This is a genomic window from Streptomyces zhihengii, from assembly GCF_016919245.1.
In the GTDB taxonomy this organism is placed as follows: domain Bacteria; phylum Actinomycetota; class Actinomycetes; order Streptomycetales; family Streptomycetaceae; genus Streptomyces; species Streptomyces zhihengii.
Genome location: NZ_JAFEJA010000001.1, coordinates 4664835 through 4682233, shown reverse-complemented (window position 1 = coordinate 4682233; position 17399 = coordinate 4664835). Strand labels below are relative to the sequence as shown.

Sequence of the window (17399 nt, the reverse complement as noted above, 5' to 3'; positions counted from 1 at the left end):
GCCGGGACGGCGGTGGTGGGGCGCGGCACGGCCTGCGGTGGGGCGGCGGGGCCGCACGGATCACCGGTCAGGCGGGGCGGCGACAGCTCGTGCTCGTGACGCGGACGTAGTCCACGTGGCGGCGGCGAACGAGCGGAATCATGCGTCCAGGGTACTGCGGACCCACCCTTTTCAAGGTGACCCAGCTCACACACGCCCGGATCGCAGGTGGGGTGGGGTCAGCCCAGGCCGTGCTCGACGAGGGCGGCCCACTGGGCGACCACCCGGTGGCGGCGGGCCGTGTCGTCGGTGAGGACGTTGGCGAGGCCCAGGCCGCGGGCCATGTCCAGCAGGCCCTGGACGGTCTCGCGCACGCCGGGGACGGACTCGTCGGCCTTGAGCAGCCGGACCGCGATCCGGTGGGTCTCCCGGCCGACGCGGGCCTCCAGTTCGGTGACCCGGGGCCGCAGCGGCTCCTCGTTGGAGGCGGCCACCCAGAGCTGGAGCGCCGCCCGGAAGAGCGGGCCGGTGTAGAGGTCGACGAGGGCGGCGACCACCTCGGGGCGGCTCTGCGGGGGCAGCTCCCGCAGGGCCTGGGAGCGTTCCTCGGCGACGTACTCGACGGCGGCGGTGAACAGGTCCTCCCGGGTCGGGAAGTGGTGCTGGGCGGCCCCCCGCGAGACGCCGGCCCGCTCGGCGACCACCGAGACCGTGGAGCCGGCCCAGCCGACCTCTGCCAGGCAGGCCACCGCCGCCTCCAGGAGCCGCTGCCGGGTGGCCCGGCTGCGGTCCTGCTTCGGGCCGTGCGCCGCGCCGGGCGGAGTCAGAACACCCATGCGGGATCCCGTCGTTCGAGGAAGGCCGTCATCCCCTCGCGCGCCTCGGCCGAGGCGAACAGCGTCGCCGAACGCTGCACCAGGTCCTCGGCGTCCCGGTCGAAGGTCTCCAGCACCCTAGCCGTGACCAGCTCCTTCGACGCGGCCAGGCCCTGCGGGGAGCCCTTGCGCAGGGCGTCGAGCACGGGCTCCAGCGCCGCGTCCACGTCGTCGGCGGTGAGCGTGAGCAGCCCGCAGCGGGCGGCCTCGGCGGCGTCGAAGCGCTCCCCGGTGAGGTAGAGGCGCTCGGCGGCCCGGGGCTGCATCCGGGGCAGCAGCGGCAGGGAGATGACGGCCGGGGCGACCCCGATGCGCACCTCGGTGAAGGCGAAGTCGGACCCGGTGGTGGCCGCCGCGATGTCGCACGCCCCGACGAGGCCGAGGCCGCCGGCCCGCACGTGTCCCGCGACGCGGGCGACGACGGGCTTGGGCAGGGCGACGATCTGCCGGAGCAGTGCGACGAACGCGTAGGGGCTGGGCGGCGCCTTGAGGTCCGCGCCGGCGCTGAACGTCGTCCCGGTGTGGGTGAGGACCACCGCCCGCACGCCGGGGTCGCCGGCGCACCCGGCGAGGGCGTCGGCGAGCTCGCCGACGAGCGCCCCCGAGAGGGCGTTCCGGTTGGCCGGGTTGTCGAGCGTGAGGGTGGTGACGCCCCGCTCGTGGGCCGTGACGACGGTCATGCGCTCCTCCGTGGTGGTCAGGGGGCCTTGGCTTCGGGGGCTGCCGGACCGGCGGCCGCGCTCTCCCGGTCCCGCAGCTCCCGGCGGAGGATCTTCCCCGACGCGGCGCGGGGGATGCCCCCGGTGAACTCGATCCGGCGGACCTTCTTGTACGGGGACACCCGCTCGGCGACGAAGGCCGTCACCTCGTCCGCCGTCAGCGCGTCGTGGCCCGGCTGCCGGACGACGTACGCCTTGGGGATCTCGTTGCCGTCGTCGTCGAGCACCCCGATGACGGCGGCGTCGGCGACGGACGGGTGGGTGAGCAGCAGGGCCTCCAGTTCGGCGGGCGCCACCTGGAACCCCTTGTACTTGATGAGTTCCTTGACCCGGTCGACGACGAAGAGCCAGCCCTCCTCGTCGACGCGGCCGACGTCGCCGGTGTGCACCCAGCCGTCCTCGTCGATCATGGCCGCGGTGGCGTCGGGCCGGCCGAGGTAGCCCTTCATGACCTGCGGTCCGCGGATGGCGATCTCGCCCTCCTCCCCCGGCCCGAGGTCGCCGGACCCGTCGAGGGCGAGGATGCGCATCTCGGTGCCCGGCAGCAGCAGGCCGACCGCGCCGGGCGGCGGGTTCTCCACCGTCAGCGGCACCACATGGGTGCCGGGCGACAGTTCGGTCATGCCGTACGCCTGGCGGACCGGCGGCAGGCCGAGGCGCCGGGAGCACGCCTCGCCGAGGCTCGCGTCCAGCGGTGCGGCGGCGGAGACGATGTACTCCAGCGAGGAGAGGTCGTAGCCGTCGACGGCGGGGTGCTTGGCGAGCGCGAGGACGATCGGCGGGGCGACGTACAGGCCGTTGATGCGGTGTTCCTGGATGGCGCCGAGGAAGGTGTCCAGTTCGAAGCGGGGCAGCACGACGACGGTGGCGCCGGTGCGCAGCGGGGCGTTCATCAGGGCGGTCAGCCCGTAGATGTGGAAGAACGGCAGCACGGCGAGGATCTTGTCGCCGGGCCCCAGCGGCACGAAGGGCTCCAGTTGCCCCAGGTTGGAGGCGATGGAGCGGTGGGTGAGCATCACCCCCTTGGGCACCCCCGTCGTCCCGGAGGAGTACGGGAGGGCCGCGACGTCCTCGGAGGGGTCGATGGCCACGTCCGGTTCGGGGGCGGTCGAGGTGAACATGTCGGTGATGCTGACGTGGCCCTCGGCCCGGTCGCAGACGAAGATCTCCTCGATGCCGGAGGCGATCTCGGCGGCCCGGCGGGCGACCTCCAGCAGCGGCGAGACGGTGACGATCCAGCGGGCGGAGGAGTCGCGGAGCTGCTTGGCGAACTCCTCCGCCGTGGCCAGCGGGTGGACGGTCGTGACGGACGCCCCGGCGCGGGTCGCCCCGTAGAACACGACGGGGTAGGCGACCGTGTTGGGGCTGTGCAGGGCGAGCACGTCACCCTTGCGCAGGCCCGCCGCGGCGAGCGCGGCGGCGATCCTGCGGTGGAAGAGGTCGAGCTGCCGGTAGGTGACGGTGGTGCCGTTCACGCCGTCGACCAGGGCGACGGTGTCGCCGTACTCCCCGGCGCGGCCGAGTACGGCCTCGTGGATGGGTTCGACGACGGCCGGGACGTCGGCGTAGCTGCTGCGGAACACCATGACTGCCCTCCCTGCTGTTGTGGACGGCCAGAATGACGTCTGTCAGTAGGACTTGGGGAGACCCAGGGACTGGTGGGACACGTAGTTCAGGATCATCTCCCGGCTGACGGGCGCGATCCGGGCGACCCGTGAGGCGGCGATCAGCTTCGCCAGGCCGTACTCGCGGGTGAGGCCGTTGCCGCCGAGGGTGTGCACGGCCTGGTCGACGGCCCGCACGCAGGCCTCGCCGGCGGCGTACTTGGCCATGTTGGCGGCCTCGCCGGCGCCGACGTCGTCGCCCGCGTCGTACAGGGCGGCGGCCTTCTGCATCATCAGCCGGGCCAGCTCCAGTTCTATGTGGGCCTGGGCGAGCGGGTGGGCGATGGCCTGGTGGGCGCCGATGGGCGCCTTCCACACCTGGCGGGTCTTCGCGTAGTCGACGGCCTTGGCGAGGGCGTGGCGGCCCATGCCGATGGCGAAGGCGGCGGTCATGATGCGTTCCGGGTTCAGCCCGGCGAAGAGCTGGAGGAGCCCGGCGTCCTCCTCGCCGACGAGGGCGTCGGCCGGCAGCCGGACGTCGTCCAGGGTGAGCTCGAACTGCCGCTCCTCCGCCTGGAGTTCCATGTCGATGGCGCGGCGGCCGAAGCCGGGGGCCTCGCGCGGGACGATGAACAGGCAGGGCTTGAGGCTGCCGGTCCTGGCGTCCTCGGTGCGGGCGACGATCAGGGTGGCGTCGGCGATGTCGACGCCGGAGACGAAGACCTTGCGGCCGGTGAGCAGCCAGTCGTCGCCGTCCCGGCGGGCGGTCGTGGTGATCCGGTGGGAGTTGGAGCCGGCGTCGGGCTCGGTGATCCCGAAGGCCATGGTCAGGCTGCCGTCGGCGAGCCCGGGCAGCCAGGCGCGGCGCTGCTCGTCGGTGCCGAAGCGGTCGATGACGGTGGCGCAGATGGCCGGGGAGACGATCATCATCAGCAGGGGGCAGCCGGCGGCGCCGGACTCCTCCAGGACGATGGACAGTTCGGCGATGCCGCCGCCCCCGCCCCCGTACTCCTCGGGCAGGTTGACGCCGAGGTAGCCGAGCTTGCCCGCCTCGGCCCAGAGGGTGGCGCGGTCGTAGCCGGGGCCGTGGCGCCGGGCGAGGGCGGCGACGGCGGTGCGCAGGTCCGTGTGGTCCTGGCTCTCCAAGGTGCTCATGATGCGGCGGCCTCCTGTGCTTCGGTGACGTCCTGTGTCCCGGTGACGTCCTGTGTCTCCGTGACGTCCTGTACGACGGCGAGCAGGGTGCCGACCTCGACCTGGCGGCCGGGGACGGCGTGCAGGGCGGTGAGCGTGCCGGAGGCCGGAGCGGTGATCCGGTGCTCCATCTTCATGGCCTCCAGCCAGATGAGGGGCTGGCCCTCGGTGACGGCGGCCCCTTCGACGACCCCGTCGCCGAGGCGGACGACCGTCCCGGGCATGGGGGCGAGCAGCGAGCCGGGCACGGCCCGGTCGGTGGGGTCGGTGAAGCGGGGCCGCTCGGTCAGGGTGTGGGCGCCGAGCGGGCCGTCGACATGGGTCCGGCCGTCGCCGTGGGCGCGGACGGTGAACGCGCGCGCCACGCCCTCGGTCTCCAGGACGACCCGGTGCGGCTCGGCCCGGACGACCCGGGTGCCGGGCTCCCCTTCGAGCTCGTAACCGCCGTCGCGGGTGGGCCGGTAGCGGATCTCGTGCTCCCCGTAGGCCGCGGTCTGCGCCTGGGACGGCAGATTGCGCCAGGCGCCGCCGAACCGTCCGGCGCGGGCGGCGGCCGCGGCGAGGGCGGCGGCGACGGCGGCGTGCCGCTCGCCGGGGCCCGGCGCGGTCAGCTCCTCCAGGTGGCGGTCGTAGAAGCCGGTGTCCAGGCGGTCGGCGGCGAAGCCGGCGTGGTCCAGCGAGGCGGCCAGCAGCGCCCGGTTGGTGGCGGGCCCGTGGACGTGTGCCCGCCGCAGGGCGTGGGCGAGCCGCCGCACGGCCTGCTCGCGGGTGGGCGCCCAGGCGACGACCTTGGCGATCATCGGGTCGTAGTGGACGCCGATGGTGTCCCCCGCGGCGTAGCCGGCGTCCACCCGGGTGCCGGTGTCGCTCCCGGGAGCCGCGCCGGTCCCCGGGACGTCGAGGGCGTGCAGGGTGCCGGTCTGCGGGGCCCAGCCCGCGGCCGGGTCCTCCGCGTAGAGGCGGGCCTCCACGGCGTGGCCCCGGGGCCGGGGCGGCTCGGCGGGCAGCGGGCGGCCCTCCGCGACGGCGAGCTGCAGGGCCACCAGGTCGACGCCGAACACGGCCTCCGTGACGGGGTGTTCGACCTGGAGGCGGGTGTTCATCTCCAGGAAGTGCTCCCGTCCGTCGTCGCCCACGAGGAACTCGACGGTGCCGGCGCCCCGGTAGTCCACGGCCGCGGCGGCGGCGCGCGCCGACTCCTGGAGCCGGGCGGCCGTCTCCGGCGGGAGTCCGGGCGCGGGGCACTCCTCGATCACCTTCTGGTGGCGGCGCTGGAGCGAGCAGTCCCGGGTGCCGAGCGTCCACACCGTGCCGTGGCCGTCGGCCATGATCTGCACCTCGACATGGCGGCCGCGCTCGATGTACGGCTCGACGAAGACCTCCCCGTCGCCGAAGGCCGAGGCCGCCTCGGCGGACGCGGCCTCCAGCGCTCCGGGCAGTCCGGCGAGGGTGCGGACCACCCGCATGCCGCGGCCGCCGCCGCCCGCCGCGGCCTTCACCAGCAGCGGCAGGTCCCGCTCGGTGACGTCGCCGGCGGCGAGCGGGGCGATGCCCATGAGCTCCTTGGCGCGGGTCTTGGACGCCATGGCCTCGATGGCCCCGGGGGGCGGGCCGATCCAGATCAGACCGGCGTCGGTGACGGCCCGTGCGAAGGCGGCGTTCTCGGAGAGGAAGCCGTAGCCCGGGTGCACGGCGTCGGCGCCCGCCGCGAGGGCGGCCTTCACCACGAGGTCGCCGCGCAGATACGTCTCGGCGGGGGTGGCGCCGGGCAGCCGGACGGCCGCGTCCGCCTCCCGTACGTGCAGGGCGTCCGCGTCCGGGTCGGAGTGGACGGCGACCGTGGCGATGCCCAGCTCCCGGCAGGTGCGGAAGACACGGCACGCGATCTCGCCGCGGTTGGCGACAAGGACGGTGGAGATCATGTCGGGCCTCACATTCGGAAGACGCCGAAGCCGCCGCGGGCGCCCTCGACCGGTGCCGTGTGGATCGCGGACAGACACATCCCGAGGACCGTCCGGGTGTCGCGGGGGTCGATGACCCCGTCGTCGTAGAGCCGCCCGGACAGGAACGCCGGCAGCGACTCGGACTCGATCTGCGCCTCGACCATCGCGCGCAGTCCGGCGTCGGCCTCGTCGTCGTACGGCATCCCCTTGGCGGCGGCCGAGGCGCGCGCCACGATCGACAGCACGCCGGCGAGTTGCTGCGGCCCCATCACGGCCGACTTGGCGCTCGGCCACGCGAACAGGAACCGCGGGTCGTAGGCCCGGCCGCACATGCCGTAGTGGCCGGCGCCGTAGGACGCGCCCATCAGCACCGACAGGTGCGGGACGCGGGAGTTGGACACCGCGTTGATCATCATCGCGCCGTGCTTGATGATGCCGCCCTGCTCGTACTCCTTGCCGACCATGTAGCCGGTGGTGTTGTGCAGGAACAGCAGCGGGATGTCGCGCTGGTTCGCGAGCTGGATGAACTGGGCGGCCTTCTGCGACTCGGCGGAGAAGAGCACGCCCTGCGCGTTGGCGAGGACGCCCACCGGATAGCCGTGCAGCCGGGCCCATCCGGTGACCAGGCTCGCCCCGTACAGCGGCTTGAACTCGTCGAAGTCGGAGCCGTCGACGAGCCGGGCGATCACCTCGCGGGGGTCGAACGGCGTCTTCAGGTCGTCCGGCACGATGCCGAGCAGTTCCTCGGCCGCGTACTTCGGCGGCTCGGCGGGCGCCGGATCGGGGTGCGCCTTGCGGTGGTTGAGCCGGGCGACGATCCGCCGCGCCTGGCGCAGGGCGTCCTGCTCGTCGACGGCGAAGTGGTCGGCGAGGCCGGAGACGCGGGCGTGCATCCCGGCGCCGCCGAGGGACTCGTCGTCGCTCTCCTCGCCGGTCGCCATCTTCACCAGCGGCGGCCCGCCGAGGAACACCTTGGAGCGCTCCTCGATCATCACCGTGTGGTCCGACATGCCGGGCACGTAGGCGCCGCCCGCCGTCGAGTTGCCGAAGACCACCGCGACGGTGGGGATGCCGGCCGCCGACAGCCGGGTGAGGTCCCGGAAGAGCGCGCCGCCCGGGATGAAGATCTCCTTCTGCGACGGCAGGTCGGCCCCGCCGGACTCCACCAGCGAGATCACCGGCAGCCGGTTGGCGAACGCGATCTCGTTGGCCCGCAGCGCCTTCTTCAGCGTCCACGGGTTGGAGGCGCCGCCGCGCACGGTGGGGTCGTTGGCCGTGATCAGGCACTCGACGCCCTCGACGGTGCCGATGCCGGTGACGAGCGAGGCGCCGACCGGGTAGTCGCTCCCCCAGCCGGCCAGCGGCGACAGCTCCAGGAACGGGGTGTCCCGGTCCACCAGCAGTTCGATGCGCTCCCGGGCGAGCAGCTTGCCGCGCCCCCGGTGCCGGGAGACGTACTTCTCGCCGCCGCCGGCCAGCGCCTTGGCGTGCTCGCCCTCCAGCTCGGCGAGCCGGTCCAGCAGGGCGGCGCGGTGGGCGGCGTGTTCGGGGCTCGTCGGGTCGACGGCCGAGCCGAGGACGGTCACAGCAGGGCCTCCGGGATGTCGGTGTGGCGGGCACGCAGCCATTCGCCGAGCGCCTTGGCCTGGGGGTCGAACCGGGCCTGCGCGGCGACGCCCTCGCCGAGGACGCCCCGGACGAGGAAGTTCACCGCCCGCAGGTTCGGCAGCACATGGCGTTCGACGGCGAGCCCGGCGGTCTCCGGCAGCAGCTCGCGCAGCCGCTCCACGGTCAGTTCACGGGCGAGCCAGCGCCAGGCGTCCTCGCCGCGCGCCCAGACGCCGACGTTGGCGTCGCCGCCCTTGTCGCCGCTGCGGGCCCCCAGCACCAGCCCGAGCGGGGCACGCCGGACGGGCCCCGGCGGCAGCGGCTCGGGCAGCGGCGGCTCGGGCAGGTCCGCGAGGGGCAGCGTCACGCCGGGGGCGGGGACCGCCCGCCGGGTGCCGTCCGGCAGCACCGCCGTGTGCGGGACCCCGGCCGCGCCGGTGTACGCGGCCTCGAACACCCCGTAGGGCGCGCCCTTCCCGGGCGGGGCGGTGACATGGAAGCCCGGGTAGCTGCCGAGGGCCAGCTCGATCGCGGCGCCGCTGACGGCCCGTCCGACCTTCTCCGCGTCCTGGTCGCGCACCACGAGCCGCAGGAGGGCGCTGGCGCGCTCCTCGGTGTCCGCGTCCGGGTGCTCGGTCCGGGCCAGCTCCCAGCGGACCTCGGCGGGACGCCGCTCGCCGAGCGCCTCCTCCACCTGCTCGCGCACCAGCCGGGCCTTGGCCTCGATGTCGAGGCCGGTGAGCACGAAGACCACCTCGTTGCGCCAGCCGCCGAGGCGGTTCAGCCCGACCTTGAGCGCGGGCGGCGGCGCCTCGCCGCGCACCCCGGAGATCCGGACCCGGTCGGGGCCGTCCTGTGTCAGGCGGGCGGTGTCGAGCCGGGCGGTGACGTCGGGCCCGGCGTAGCGGGGGCCGGCCGTCTCGTAGAGGAGCTGCGCGGTGACGGTGCCGGTGTCGACGACGCCGCCGGTGCCGGGGTGCTTGGTGACGACGGCGGTCCCGTCGGGGTGGATCTCGGCGAGCGGGAAGCCGGGGCGGCGGACGTCGTGGCCCGTGAAGAAGGCGTAGTTGCCGCCGGTGGCCTGGGTGCCGCATTCGAGGACGTGCCCGGCGACGACGGCTCCGGCGAGACGGTCGTACTCCCCGGGCCCCCAGCCGTGCCACCAGGCCGCGGGGCCGGTGACCAGCGCGGCGTCGGTGACCCGGCCGGTGACGACGACGTCGGCCCCGGCCGCGAGGCAGGCGGTGATCCCGGCGCCGCCGAGATAGGCGTTGGCGGTGAGCGCCCCCGGGTGGCGTGCCGTGAGGTCGTCGCCCTCCACGTGCCCGACCCGGACGGGGACGCCGACGCGCTCGCCGAGCTCCCGCACGGCGTCGGCGAGGGACGCCGGGTTGAGGCCGCCCGCGTTGGCGACGATCCGCACCCCGCGCTCCCGGGCGAGCCCGAGGGTGTCCTCGAGCTGCCGCAGGAACGTCTTGGCGTACCCCAGGCGCGGGTCCTTCAGCCGGTCCCGGCCGAGGATGAGCAGGGTGAGCTCGGCCAGGTAGTCGCCGGTGAGCACGTCGAGGGGGCCGCCGTCGAGCATCTCGCGCACGGCGTCGAACCGGTCGCCGTAGAACCCGGACGCGTTCCCGATCCGCAGCACCCGCCCGCCGCCGGGGGTGTCCGCGTGGGGGGCGTTGTCCGTTCCGGGGGCGTTCGCGTCGGGGGTGACACGGTCGTCGGGGGTGTCCGCCCCGGGGGCGGGGTGGCCGGGACGGGTCACGCGTCCCCCTGGGGGGCGCGGCCCTTGCCGGGGAGGCCGGCGAACGCCTGGGCGATGTCCAGCCAGCGGTCGGCGTCCGCGCCCTCGGCGCGCAGCGCGAGGTCGGCGCGGTGGGCGCGCTGGGTGACGAGCAGCGCGAAGTCGAGCGCCGGGCCCGTCACGCGCTGCGGGGCGTCCTCGGGGCCGTACGCCCACAGCTCCCCGCCGGGGCCGGTCAGTTCGACGCGGAACGGGTCGGCGGGCGGGGTGAGGCCGTGCACGCCGTACGCGAAGTCCCGCGTGCGGAAGCCGATCCGCGCGACCTGCGCCAGGCGGGCGGTGGGGGCGCGCTCGACGCCGAGGGCGTCGGCGACGTCCTGCCCGTGCGCCCAGGTCTCCATCAGGCGGGCCGTCGCCATGGAGGCGGTGCTCATCGGCGGGCCGAACCACGGGAAGCGGGCGCCGGGCGGGGCCTCGCGCAGCGCCCGCTGCAGGCGCTCGCGGCCGAGCCGCCAGCGGCCGAGCAACTCGGCGGGCGGGAGGGCCGCGCCCTCGGCCGCGCCGTCGTCGACGAAGCTCTCGGGCGCGGCGAGGGCCTCCGTCACGGCGGCGGCGAAGCCCTCGGCGTCGGTGACCGCGAGATGCGCGGCGCGGTCGGTCCAGGCGAGGTGGGCGATCTGGTGGGCGACGCTCCAGCCCTCGGCGGGCGTGGGAGCCGCCCACCGCCCGGCCTCCAGCGGCGCCACCAGCCGGTCGAGCGCGTCGCTCTCGTCGCGCAGGTCGTCGAGTACGGCGGACGGGTCGGACACGGGGCGCTCCCTCGTGGGCACGGCGGGTCTGTGCCCCGGAGCATGGCAGCGCGCAAGAAAACAAGCAAGCGTGCTTGCTTTGATTTTTCGGCGGCACCGCCCTCGTACGGCTTCCGGCCCTGATCAAACCGCTCGGGCACGAAGAATTGATTCTTCCTGAACCGCACGAGTGGTTCCCCCGAGCGGGGTTGGGAGTGTCCCCGCACGCGCCCGTACCTTGATCCCGCCCGGTCCCGGATCACTCCGGCCGCGGGCGACCCCCCACCCTCCCGGCCCGGCGGCGGGCAGACGCACCGCACCGCACGGTCACTCCCTGTCCCGGAATCCCACCGTGCGTCATCGTCGATGTATGCCACACGCATGTGCGGCCCCTGCCGACGGTGCCGTGCCCGCCCCAGGGCCACCCACAAGGAGCCCCATGTCACGATCACGTCTGTCCAGGCTGCTCTCGGCCTGCGCCGTCATCTCGGCGCTGACCGTCCCCGCGGTCCTCGCCCTGCCGGCCTCCGCGCACGACGCCCCGCCCGGACCGCACTCCGTCACCGGCGGTGCCGCCTCCGGCCGGGCGAAGGCGCCGGTCGACAAGGAGGAGGCCGCCGTCCTCGGCCAGGAGCACGCCGAGGAACACGCCCGTGCCCGGATGCGCGCCGAGGACACCGGCGACTATCCGCAGCCCATGCGCACGGCCCGGCTGGAGTCCCTCACCACGTCGCAGGCCAGGCACAACGCCCGGTTCGTCGCGTCGGACTTCGGCGTCTTCCGGCAGTACTTCCCGTCCCCCGACTTCGGCGTCCACGTCGCGCAGCTGCCCACCGGCAAGGTCCTGCTGTTCTCGTTCGAGAGGATCGAGACCAACCCGACGAAGGAGACCGCGCCGACCCAGATCACCGGCAGGGAGAACGCGGGCCGGGCCTACCTCTGGGACCCCGCGAAGGGCACCGGGACGGCCGCCTTCACCCAGGTCACTCCCCCCTCCGTCGTGATGCCGGACGGCTGGAACGTCTCCCGGCCCGCGCCGTTCTTCTGCGCCGGCCACGCCTTCCTGCCCAACGGCATGCTCGGCGTCTTCGGCGGCAACCTGGGCGGCAACCACGGCGCGGGCGCGAAGCTGTCGCTCGTCTTCGACCCGTGGACCGAGACCTGGTCGCTCAACAAGGACATGTCCGTCGGCCGCTGGTACCCGAGCGCCGTCACCGGCTCCGACGGCCGCATCCTCATCATGTCGGGCCAGTCGGAACTCGGCTGGGGCACGCCCACCCCCGTCGTCGAACGCTTCCCCGCGCGCTCGCGTCCCGTACCGGTCGACAGACGGGACCTGCCGCAGGACACGCCCGTGGACCTCTTCGGGGCCGAGGCCCCGTTCCGGCACGACTACCCGCACCTGTTCTCCCTGCGCGACGGCATGATCTACGGCCTCGGCCGCGACCACGACCAGCAGTGGACGTTCGACCCGGTCACCGAGACCAGGGCCTCCCTGCCCGACCGGCCCGACGGCTTCATGCGCAACTACGGCTCCGCCGTACCGCTGCCCGCCGGGTTCCGGGGCCCGGACTCCGTCCTCGTCCTCGGCGGCGACCGGGACGACCCGAACACGTACCAGCTCGTCGGCGGCCAGTGGAAGACCCAGCAGCCCAGGGCCTTCGGACGCACGCAGGACGACACCCTGATCCTGCCCGACGGCACCCTGTTCACCGTCAACGGCTCCTACGACATCCGCGACTACGGCAACGGGGTCTACAACCCCAACGCCGACCTGAAGTACCGGCAGACCGAACTGCGCGACGCCGACGGCAACTGGAAGCTCGGCCCCGCCCAGCGCCTGCCGCGCGGCTACCACTCCAACGCCGTGGTGCTCCCGGACGGGCGGATCATGGTCACCGGCGACGAGGCCCAGCAGATCGCCAACGACCCGGACATCAAGGACGACATGGACGGCTCGATCGAGATCTACGAGCCGGCCTACCTGCACAGCGGTGAGCGGCCCGACCTCACGGCCGTACCCGGCCGCACCCTCACCTACGACAGCCGCTTCACGGTGCTCAGCTCCGCACCGCAGGACGTCGCCCGGGCGGTGCTGCTGGCGCCCACGACGGCCACCCACTCGGTGAACTTCAGCCAGCGCCACCTCGACCTGCGGATCAGGAGCAGGGCGGGCGGATCGCTGGAACTCCAGGCGCCGCCCTCGGCGAAGGCGGCACCTCCCGGCTACTACATGCTCTTCCTTCTCGACGCGGAGGGCGTGCCCAGCACGGCCAAGTTCGTGTCCTTCGGCCCGCCCGAGTCCCGGTGACACCGGCCGCGGACCCCGGCGGGCCGGCCGGGGTCCGCGGCGGCGCCGACAGACGAGAGAGACCTCACGAGACGGAGTCACCGTGACCACCGAACTCCCCCTGCGGGACAGCACCGAGATCCAGGGCGACGTGATCGCCGGATTCAAGAAGGACAACGTCCAGCTGCTCTTCCTGAAGTTCGACGACGCCACCCGCGCGCGCACCTGGCTGCGCCGCCTCAAGCCCCGGATCGCCACGACCAGGCAGGTCGCCGCCTTCAACACCGCCTTCAGCGCGGCCCGCCGCAACAGCGGCGGCGACGACCCCAGCGCTCTGACGGCCCTGTGGCGCAGCGTCAGCTTCACCCACGCGGGCATCGAGACCCTGACCGGCAAGGACCCCTTCCCGCGCGCCGCCGAGCAGACGACCCAGCTGGCCTTCAAGCAGGGCCCGGCCCTGCGCGCGGGGATGCTGGGCGACACCGGGGACAACTCCCCCGAGAACTGGCTGTTCGGCGACAGCAACGCCCAGCCGGTGCACGCCGTGCTGACCCTCGCCGCGGACACCGTCGCGGACCTGCGGGCCGCCCTCGCCGAGGAGCGCCAGGAGGCGTCCGTCCACAAGGTGGTGATCGTCTTCGAGCAGGACGGCGGAACGCTGCCCGGCGCACGGGCCGGCAAGGAGCACTTCGGCTTCAAGGACGGCGTCAGCGAGCCGGCGGTCGCGGGCTTCGACGAACCCGACCCTCGGCGCCCGGAGTGGAAGAAGAATCACCCCGGCACCCGGATCGTCCCCGCCGGCGAGTTCGTCGTCGGCGAGGAGCGGGCCACCGACCGCCCGTACAGCATGCCCGAGTGGGCCCGCGGCGGCTCGTTCCACGTGGTCCGCCGCCTCGGGCAGGACGTCCCCGGCTGGTGGGCGCAGATCGGGGCGCGGCTGAAGGAGCTGACGGAGGCGAAGGCCGTACCGCCGGAGGCCACCACGGAGTGGCTGGCGGCGCGGATGGTCGGCCGCTGGCGGTCGGGCACACCGGTGGCCAAGTGCCCGCACGCCGACATGCCGTCGGACCCGGCGTCGGCGAACGACAACGACATCAGCTTCGCCGACGACCTGGAGGGGGCCGTCACCCCCCTCTTCTCCCACCTGCGCAAGACCAACCCGCGCGACGGTCTCCGCTTCCAGGAGGGCGGCCATGTCGTCCCGGAGAAGGGGGACCTCGACGGCCGGCGGATCATGCGGAGGGGCATCCCCTACGGCCTGCCGTTCGACCCGGCGGGCCCGGCGGGCCACGGCCCCGACGCGGCGCGCGGACTGGTCTTCGTCAGCTACCAGAGCGACCTGGTGGCCCAGTTCGAGTTCATGCAGCGGGACTGGGTGGACGCGGAGGACTTCCCCTCACGCAAGCCGTCGGTCGGCCGCGATCCGATGATCGGCCGGGAGAGCGAGGTCTCGTTCAACAACCGGCGGATCCGCTTCGAGCAGTTCGTGCGGACGGAGGGCGCGGTCTACGCCTTCACCCCCTCGATGTCCACGCTGGACCGGCTCGCCGACGGGCGGCTGGAGGACGACGTCCCCAGGATCAAGGTGAAGGTGACGCCCACCGGCAACCACGATGTCTTCGCCGTCTCGACGTTCGAGGCCCGTGACGTCGTCGACGCGGGCAGGGCGAAGCTGGTGCTCCAGGACGACGGGCGGCTCGTGGCCTTCGACGAGATGGACGACCCGCGCTGGGCCTCCAGCAACCCGCCGACCCCCGGCGCGCGGGCGGTCCTCCAGGAGGACGGCGACTTCGTCGTCTACACGCCCGACAACCAGCCGGTCTGGTCCACCGGGACCGGCGGCAACCCGGGGGCGAAGCTGTCGGTGCAGTCGGACGGCAACGTCGTGATCTACACGGCCGCGGACAGGCCGATCTGGGCGACGAACACCATGCACTGACCGGGGTCGGGGCGGGACCGGCCCCCGGGGCCGGTCCCGTTTCCCAGGGCCGGGGCGGGGCCGGGCCCGGTCCCGGGGCGGCGCGGCAGGCCCGTGACGGCGGAGCGCGCCGGGGCGGGCCGCCGCGCCGCCCTACCCGCGGTCGGGCCGCGCGCGCCCCGGCTTCCCGCGGTCCAACTGCACGGACTCCGGCTTCCCGCGGTCCGGCTCCGCGGGCGGGCGGGCCGCCGCCGTCTGCGTACGGACCGCGCCCATGCTGGCGGCGATCACCAGCGCGATCGCCGCCGCGTCGCCGAGGGACAGCGCCTGGTGCAGCACCAGGAACCCGGCCGTCGCCGCGATCGCCGGCTCCAGGCTCATCAGGACGGCGAACGTCGCCGCGGGCAGCCGGCGCAGTGCCAGGAGTTCCAGGGTGTAGGGCAGGACCGACGACATCAGCGCGACGGCCAGGCCGAGGCCGAGCGTGGCCGGCTGCACCAGCTTGGAGCCCGCCTCCCAGATCCCCAGCGGCAGGCTGATCAGCGCGGCCACCGCCATGGCCAGTGCCAGCCCGTCGGCCTGCGGGAACCGCCGCCCGGTGCGGGCGCTGAAGATGATGTACAACGCCCACATCGCACCCGCCGCGAGGGCGAACAGGGCGCCCACCGGGTCGAGCCGGTCGAAGCCGCCGCCGCTGAGCAGGACGACGCCGCCGAGGGCCAGCCCGGCCCAGAGCAGGTTCACCAGCCGGCGGGAGACGATCACGGACATGGCGAGCGGGCCGAGCACCTCCAGGGTGACGGCGGCGCCCAGCGGGATCCGGTCGACGGCCTGGTAGAAGAGGATGTTCATCGAGCCCATCGCGGCGCCGAACGCCACGACCGTGCCCCAGTCGGCGCGCGAGTGGCCGCGCAGCTTCGGGCGGCAGACCACGAGCAGCACCAGCGCGGCGAGCACCAGGCGCAGGGTCACCACGCCGAGGGCCCCCGTGCGGGGCATCAGCATGACGGCGATCGCCGCGCCGAACTGCACGGACAGCGCACCGGCGACCACCAGCGACACGGGCCCCAGGGACCGCTTGCCCGGCGGGCCGCCGGGGGCCGCGCCGGCGGCGGGTCCCGCGGCCTCGGGAAGCACCACGGCCGCGCCCGCCCCGGGCCCGGGCTCCGGACCACCTCTCGCCGCACCCCGCACCGCCGTCACCGGCCGCCTCCTCGCTCCGTCGCCCATCCGCCGTCCGCCGTGCGGCCGCGTCGTCCGGCCGCACCGCCGCGGGCCCGTTCGGGGCCTGCGCACCCCTCCCACGCTACGGACCGGCCCGTCCTGCGTGAAATGCCTTTCTCGCTGCGGTTATGCTCCGGGCGTATGAGCATCGAGCTGCGCCATCTCCGCTGCTTCCTCGCCATCGCCGAGGAATCCAGCGTGACCAGGGCGGCAGCCCGGCTGAACCTCACCCAGCCGAGCGTCTCGCGGTCGCTCGCGGCGCTGGAGCGCCATCTGGGCACCCGGCTGGTGGACCGTTCCACGCATCATCTGGAGCTCACCCCCGAGGGCCGGGCGTTCCGCGACAAGGCCGCCGCCGCGGTCGCCGCCTTCGACGAGGCGCTCGACGCGAGCCGGCTGCTGCGCGCGCCGCTGCGCATCGGGCACGCCTGGTCGGCCCTCGGGCCGTACACGACCCCGCTGCTGCGCCGCTGGGCCCGCGAGCACCCCGGGACGCCGGTGGAACTGCTCCGTATCGACGACCGGACGGCCGGGCTCACCCGGGGGCGGGTCGACGCGGCCGTGCTCCGGGGCCGGGTGGCCGTGCCGGACCTCGTCACCGCGCCGCTGTTCACCGAGGCGCGGGTGGCCGCGGTCACCGCGGACGGTCCGCTCGCCCGCCGGGAGAGCCTCGCCCTCGCGGACCTCGCCGCCGGGCCCGTGGTGCTGAACACCGTCTCGGGCATGACGACGCTCGACCTGTGGCCGCCCGGGATCCGCCCGACGGCCACGTTCACGGTCGGCAACACCGACGACTGGCTCACCGCGATCGCCGCGGGCCGGGGCGTCGGCGTCTCCGCGGCCTCCACCGCCGAGATGCACACCAATCCGGGCGTGGTCTACCGCCCGCTCTCGGACGCCCCGCCCGTCCAGGTACTCCTCGCCTGGCGGGCGGCGGCCCCGCACCCGGCGATCCCCGACTTCGTCGCCCTCGCCCGGGCGGTGGCGTCCGGCGGCCGTACGCCGGGTGCCGCGACCTGACCGGGCGGGGGCCGCGCCGCCGGCCTCCGCGGAACGGGCCCGCCCCGTCACTCCCCCGCACCATAATTGACGCACCATCACACGGAACGGCGCTGGGGGAACGATGTTCGAGAACAGTCAGGCGACCGCGGGCGGGGACGAGGGGTCCCTGGAGACGCTCCCCTTCATCGTGTCGATCGACGACACCGCCCCGGCCGCCGCGAGCACCGGCCCCGCCGGCGACAAGGGCCTGTTCGGCCGCCGGGCGGCCGAGGAGGGCGACGGCTCGCTGCGCGACATCCCGGTGGCCGTCCTGCGGGACAGCCTCCAGCGCGCGGTCGACGGTCTGCAGGGTGTGCTCGGTTCGATCACGGTCCCCGAGGGCGGGATGGCCCTGCGGCAGGCGCAGGTGTCCTTCGAGGTGACGGCCAGTGGCGGGATCGCCTTCGTGGGCACCTCGGCACAGGTCGCGGCCAAGGGCGCGATCACCCTCACCTTCGAGGCCTGACGGGGC

The 17399-nt window shown here is 74.5% G+C and carries 13 protein-coding genes; 4 read left to right on the top strand and 9 right to left on the bottom strand.

The genetic code is table 11. From position 1 onward, the window contains the following. Positions 1-218: 218 nt before the first annotated feature. The 8 genes from JE024_RS19725 to JE024_RS19690 form a co-directional block, all read right to left on the bottom strand. On the bottom strand, positions 219-815 hold the full coding sequence (locus JE024_RS19725) for a TetR/AcrR family transcriptional regulator (RefSeq protein WP_205374845.1): 597 nt from the start codon (positions 813-815) through the stop codon (positions 219-221). Next, a complete protein-coding gene (locus JE024_RS19720) occupies positions 803-1534 on the bottom strand; it encodes an enoyl-CoA hydratase family protein (RefSeq protein ID WP_205374844.1) in 732 nt (243 codons plus the stop codon). Before JE024_RS19720 ends, JE024_RS19725 begins: the two co-directional genes overlap by 13 nt. Before the next feature lie 17 nt (positions 1535-1551). Next, positions 1552-3159, bottom strand: a complete 1608-nt coding sequence (locus JE024_RS19715) for a 4-coumarate--CoA ligase family protein (RefSeq protein WP_205374843.1) — start codon at positions 3157-3159, stop codon at positions 1552-1554. Between the two features lie 42 nt (positions 3160-3201). Then, positions 3202-4332 (bottom strand): acyl-CoA dehydrogenase family protein, encoded by a 1131-nt coding sequence (locus JE024_RS19710; RefSeq protein ID WP_205374842.1) that lies wholly within the window; start codon positions 4330-4332, stop codon positions 3202-3204. After that, positions 4329-6293 (bottom strand): acetyl/propionyl/methylcrotonyl-CoA carboxylase subunit alpha, encoded by a 1965-nt coding sequence (locus JE024_RS19705; RefSeq protein ID WP_205374841.1) that lies wholly within the window; start codon positions 6291-6293, stop codon positions 4329-4331. The genes JE024_RS19710 and JE024_RS19705 overlap by 4 nt, the downstream gene beginning before the upstream one ends. 8 nt (positions 6294-6301) lie before the next feature. Then, complete coding sequence (locus tag JE024_RS19700; protein WP_205374840.1) at positions 6302-7900, bottom strand: acyl-CoA carboxylase subunit beta; 1599 nt, start codon at positions 7898-7900, stop codon at positions 6302-6304. Further along, the gene (locus tag JE024_RS19695) at positions 7897-9567 is read right to left on the bottom strand and encodes an acyclic terpene utilization AtuA family protein (RefSeq protein ID WP_205376627.1); all 1671 of its coding nucleotides are present in this window, start codon (positions 9565-9567) and stop codon (positions 7897-7899) included. Before JE024_RS19695 ends, JE024_RS19700 begins: the two co-directional genes overlap by 4 nt. Before the next feature lie 116 nt (positions 9568-9683). After that, positions 9684-10475, bottom strand: a complete 792-nt coding sequence (locus tag JE024_RS19690; protein WP_205374839.1) for a TIGR03084 family metal-binding protein — start codon at positions 10473-10475, stop codon at positions 9684-9686. Between the two features lie 418 nt (positions 10476-10893). On the opposite strand from JE024_RS19690, the gene JE024_RS19685 reads away from it, so the two are divergent. Beyond that, positions 10894-12765, top strand: coding sequence for a galactose oxidase early set domain-containing protein (locus JE024_RS19685; RefSeq protein ID WP_205374838.1), 1872 nt, complete (start codon positions 10894-10896; stop codon positions 12763-12765). Between the two features lie 82 nt (positions 12766-12847). Further along, positions 12848-14683 carry a Dyp-type peroxidase gene (locus JE024_RS19680; RefSeq protein ID WP_244882986.1) on the top strand — a complete coding sequence of 612 codons (1836 nt, stop codon included), beginning with the start codon at positions 12848-12850 and terminating at the stop codon, positions 14681-14683. Between the two features lie 132 nt (positions 14684-14815). Here JE024_RS19680 and JE024_RS19675 read toward each other — a convergent pair whose 3' ends face one another. Next, complete coding sequence (locus JE024_RS19675; RefSeq protein WP_372449871.1) at positions 14816-15856, bottom strand: EamA family transporter; 1041 nt, start codon at positions 15854-15856, stop codon at positions 14816-14818. 171 nt (positions 15857-16027) lie between these two features. Between JE024_RS19675 and JE024_RS19670 the strand changes: the two genes are divergently transcribed. Both JE024_RS19670 and JE024_RS19665 read left to right on the top strand, forming a co-directional pair. Beyond that, a complete protein-coding gene (locus JE024_RS19670; protein WP_205374836.1) occupies positions 16028-16906 on the top strand; it encodes a LysR family transcriptional regulator in 879 nt (292 codons plus the stop codon). A gap of 103 nt (positions 16907-17009) precedes the next feature. Further along, positions 17010-17393, top strand: coding sequence for a Pepco domain-containing protein (locus tag JE024_RS19665; RefSeq protein ID WP_205374835.1), 384 nt, complete (start codon positions 17010-17012; stop codon positions 17391-17393). Positions 17394-17399: the final 6 nt, after the last annotated feature.

What these genes read in the sequence shown, in the direction of transcription:
- JE024_RS19665 (WP_205374835.1), top strand. Translation starts at nt 17,010, where the DNA reads ATGTTCGAGAACAGTCAGGCGACCGCGGGCGGGGACGAGGGGTCCCTG.
- JE024_RS19710 (WP_205374842.1), bottom strand. Translation starts at nt 4,332, where the DNA reads ATGAGCACCTTGGAGAGCCAGGACCACACGGACCTGCGCACCGCCGTC.
- JE024_RS19705 (WP_205374841.1), bottom strand. Translation starts at nt 6,293, where the DNA reads ATGATCTCCACCGTCCTTGTCGCCAACCGCGGCGAGATCGCGTGCCGT.
- JE024_RS19715 (WP_205374843.1), bottom strand. Translation starts at nt 3,159, where the DNA reads ATGGTGTTCCGCAGCAGCTACGCCGACGTCCCGGCCGTCGTCGAACCC.
- JE024_RS19725 (WP_205374845.1), bottom strand. Translation starts at nt 815, where the DNA reads ATGGGTGTTCTGACTCCGCCCGGCGCGGCGCACGGCCCGAAGCAGGAC.
- JE024_RS19685 (WP_205374838.1), top strand. Translation starts at nt 10,894, where the DNA reads ATGTCACGATCACGTCTGTCCAGGCTGCTCTCGGCCTGCGCCGTCATC.
- JE024_RS19720 (WP_205374844.1), bottom strand. Translation starts at nt 1,534, where the DNA reads ATGACCGTCGTCACGGCCCACGAGCGGGGCGTCACCACCCTCACGCTC.
- JE024_RS19670 (WP_205374836.1), top strand. Translation starts at nt 16,028, where the DNA reads ATGAGCATCGAGCTGCGCCATCTCCGCTGCTTCCTCGCCATCGCCGAG.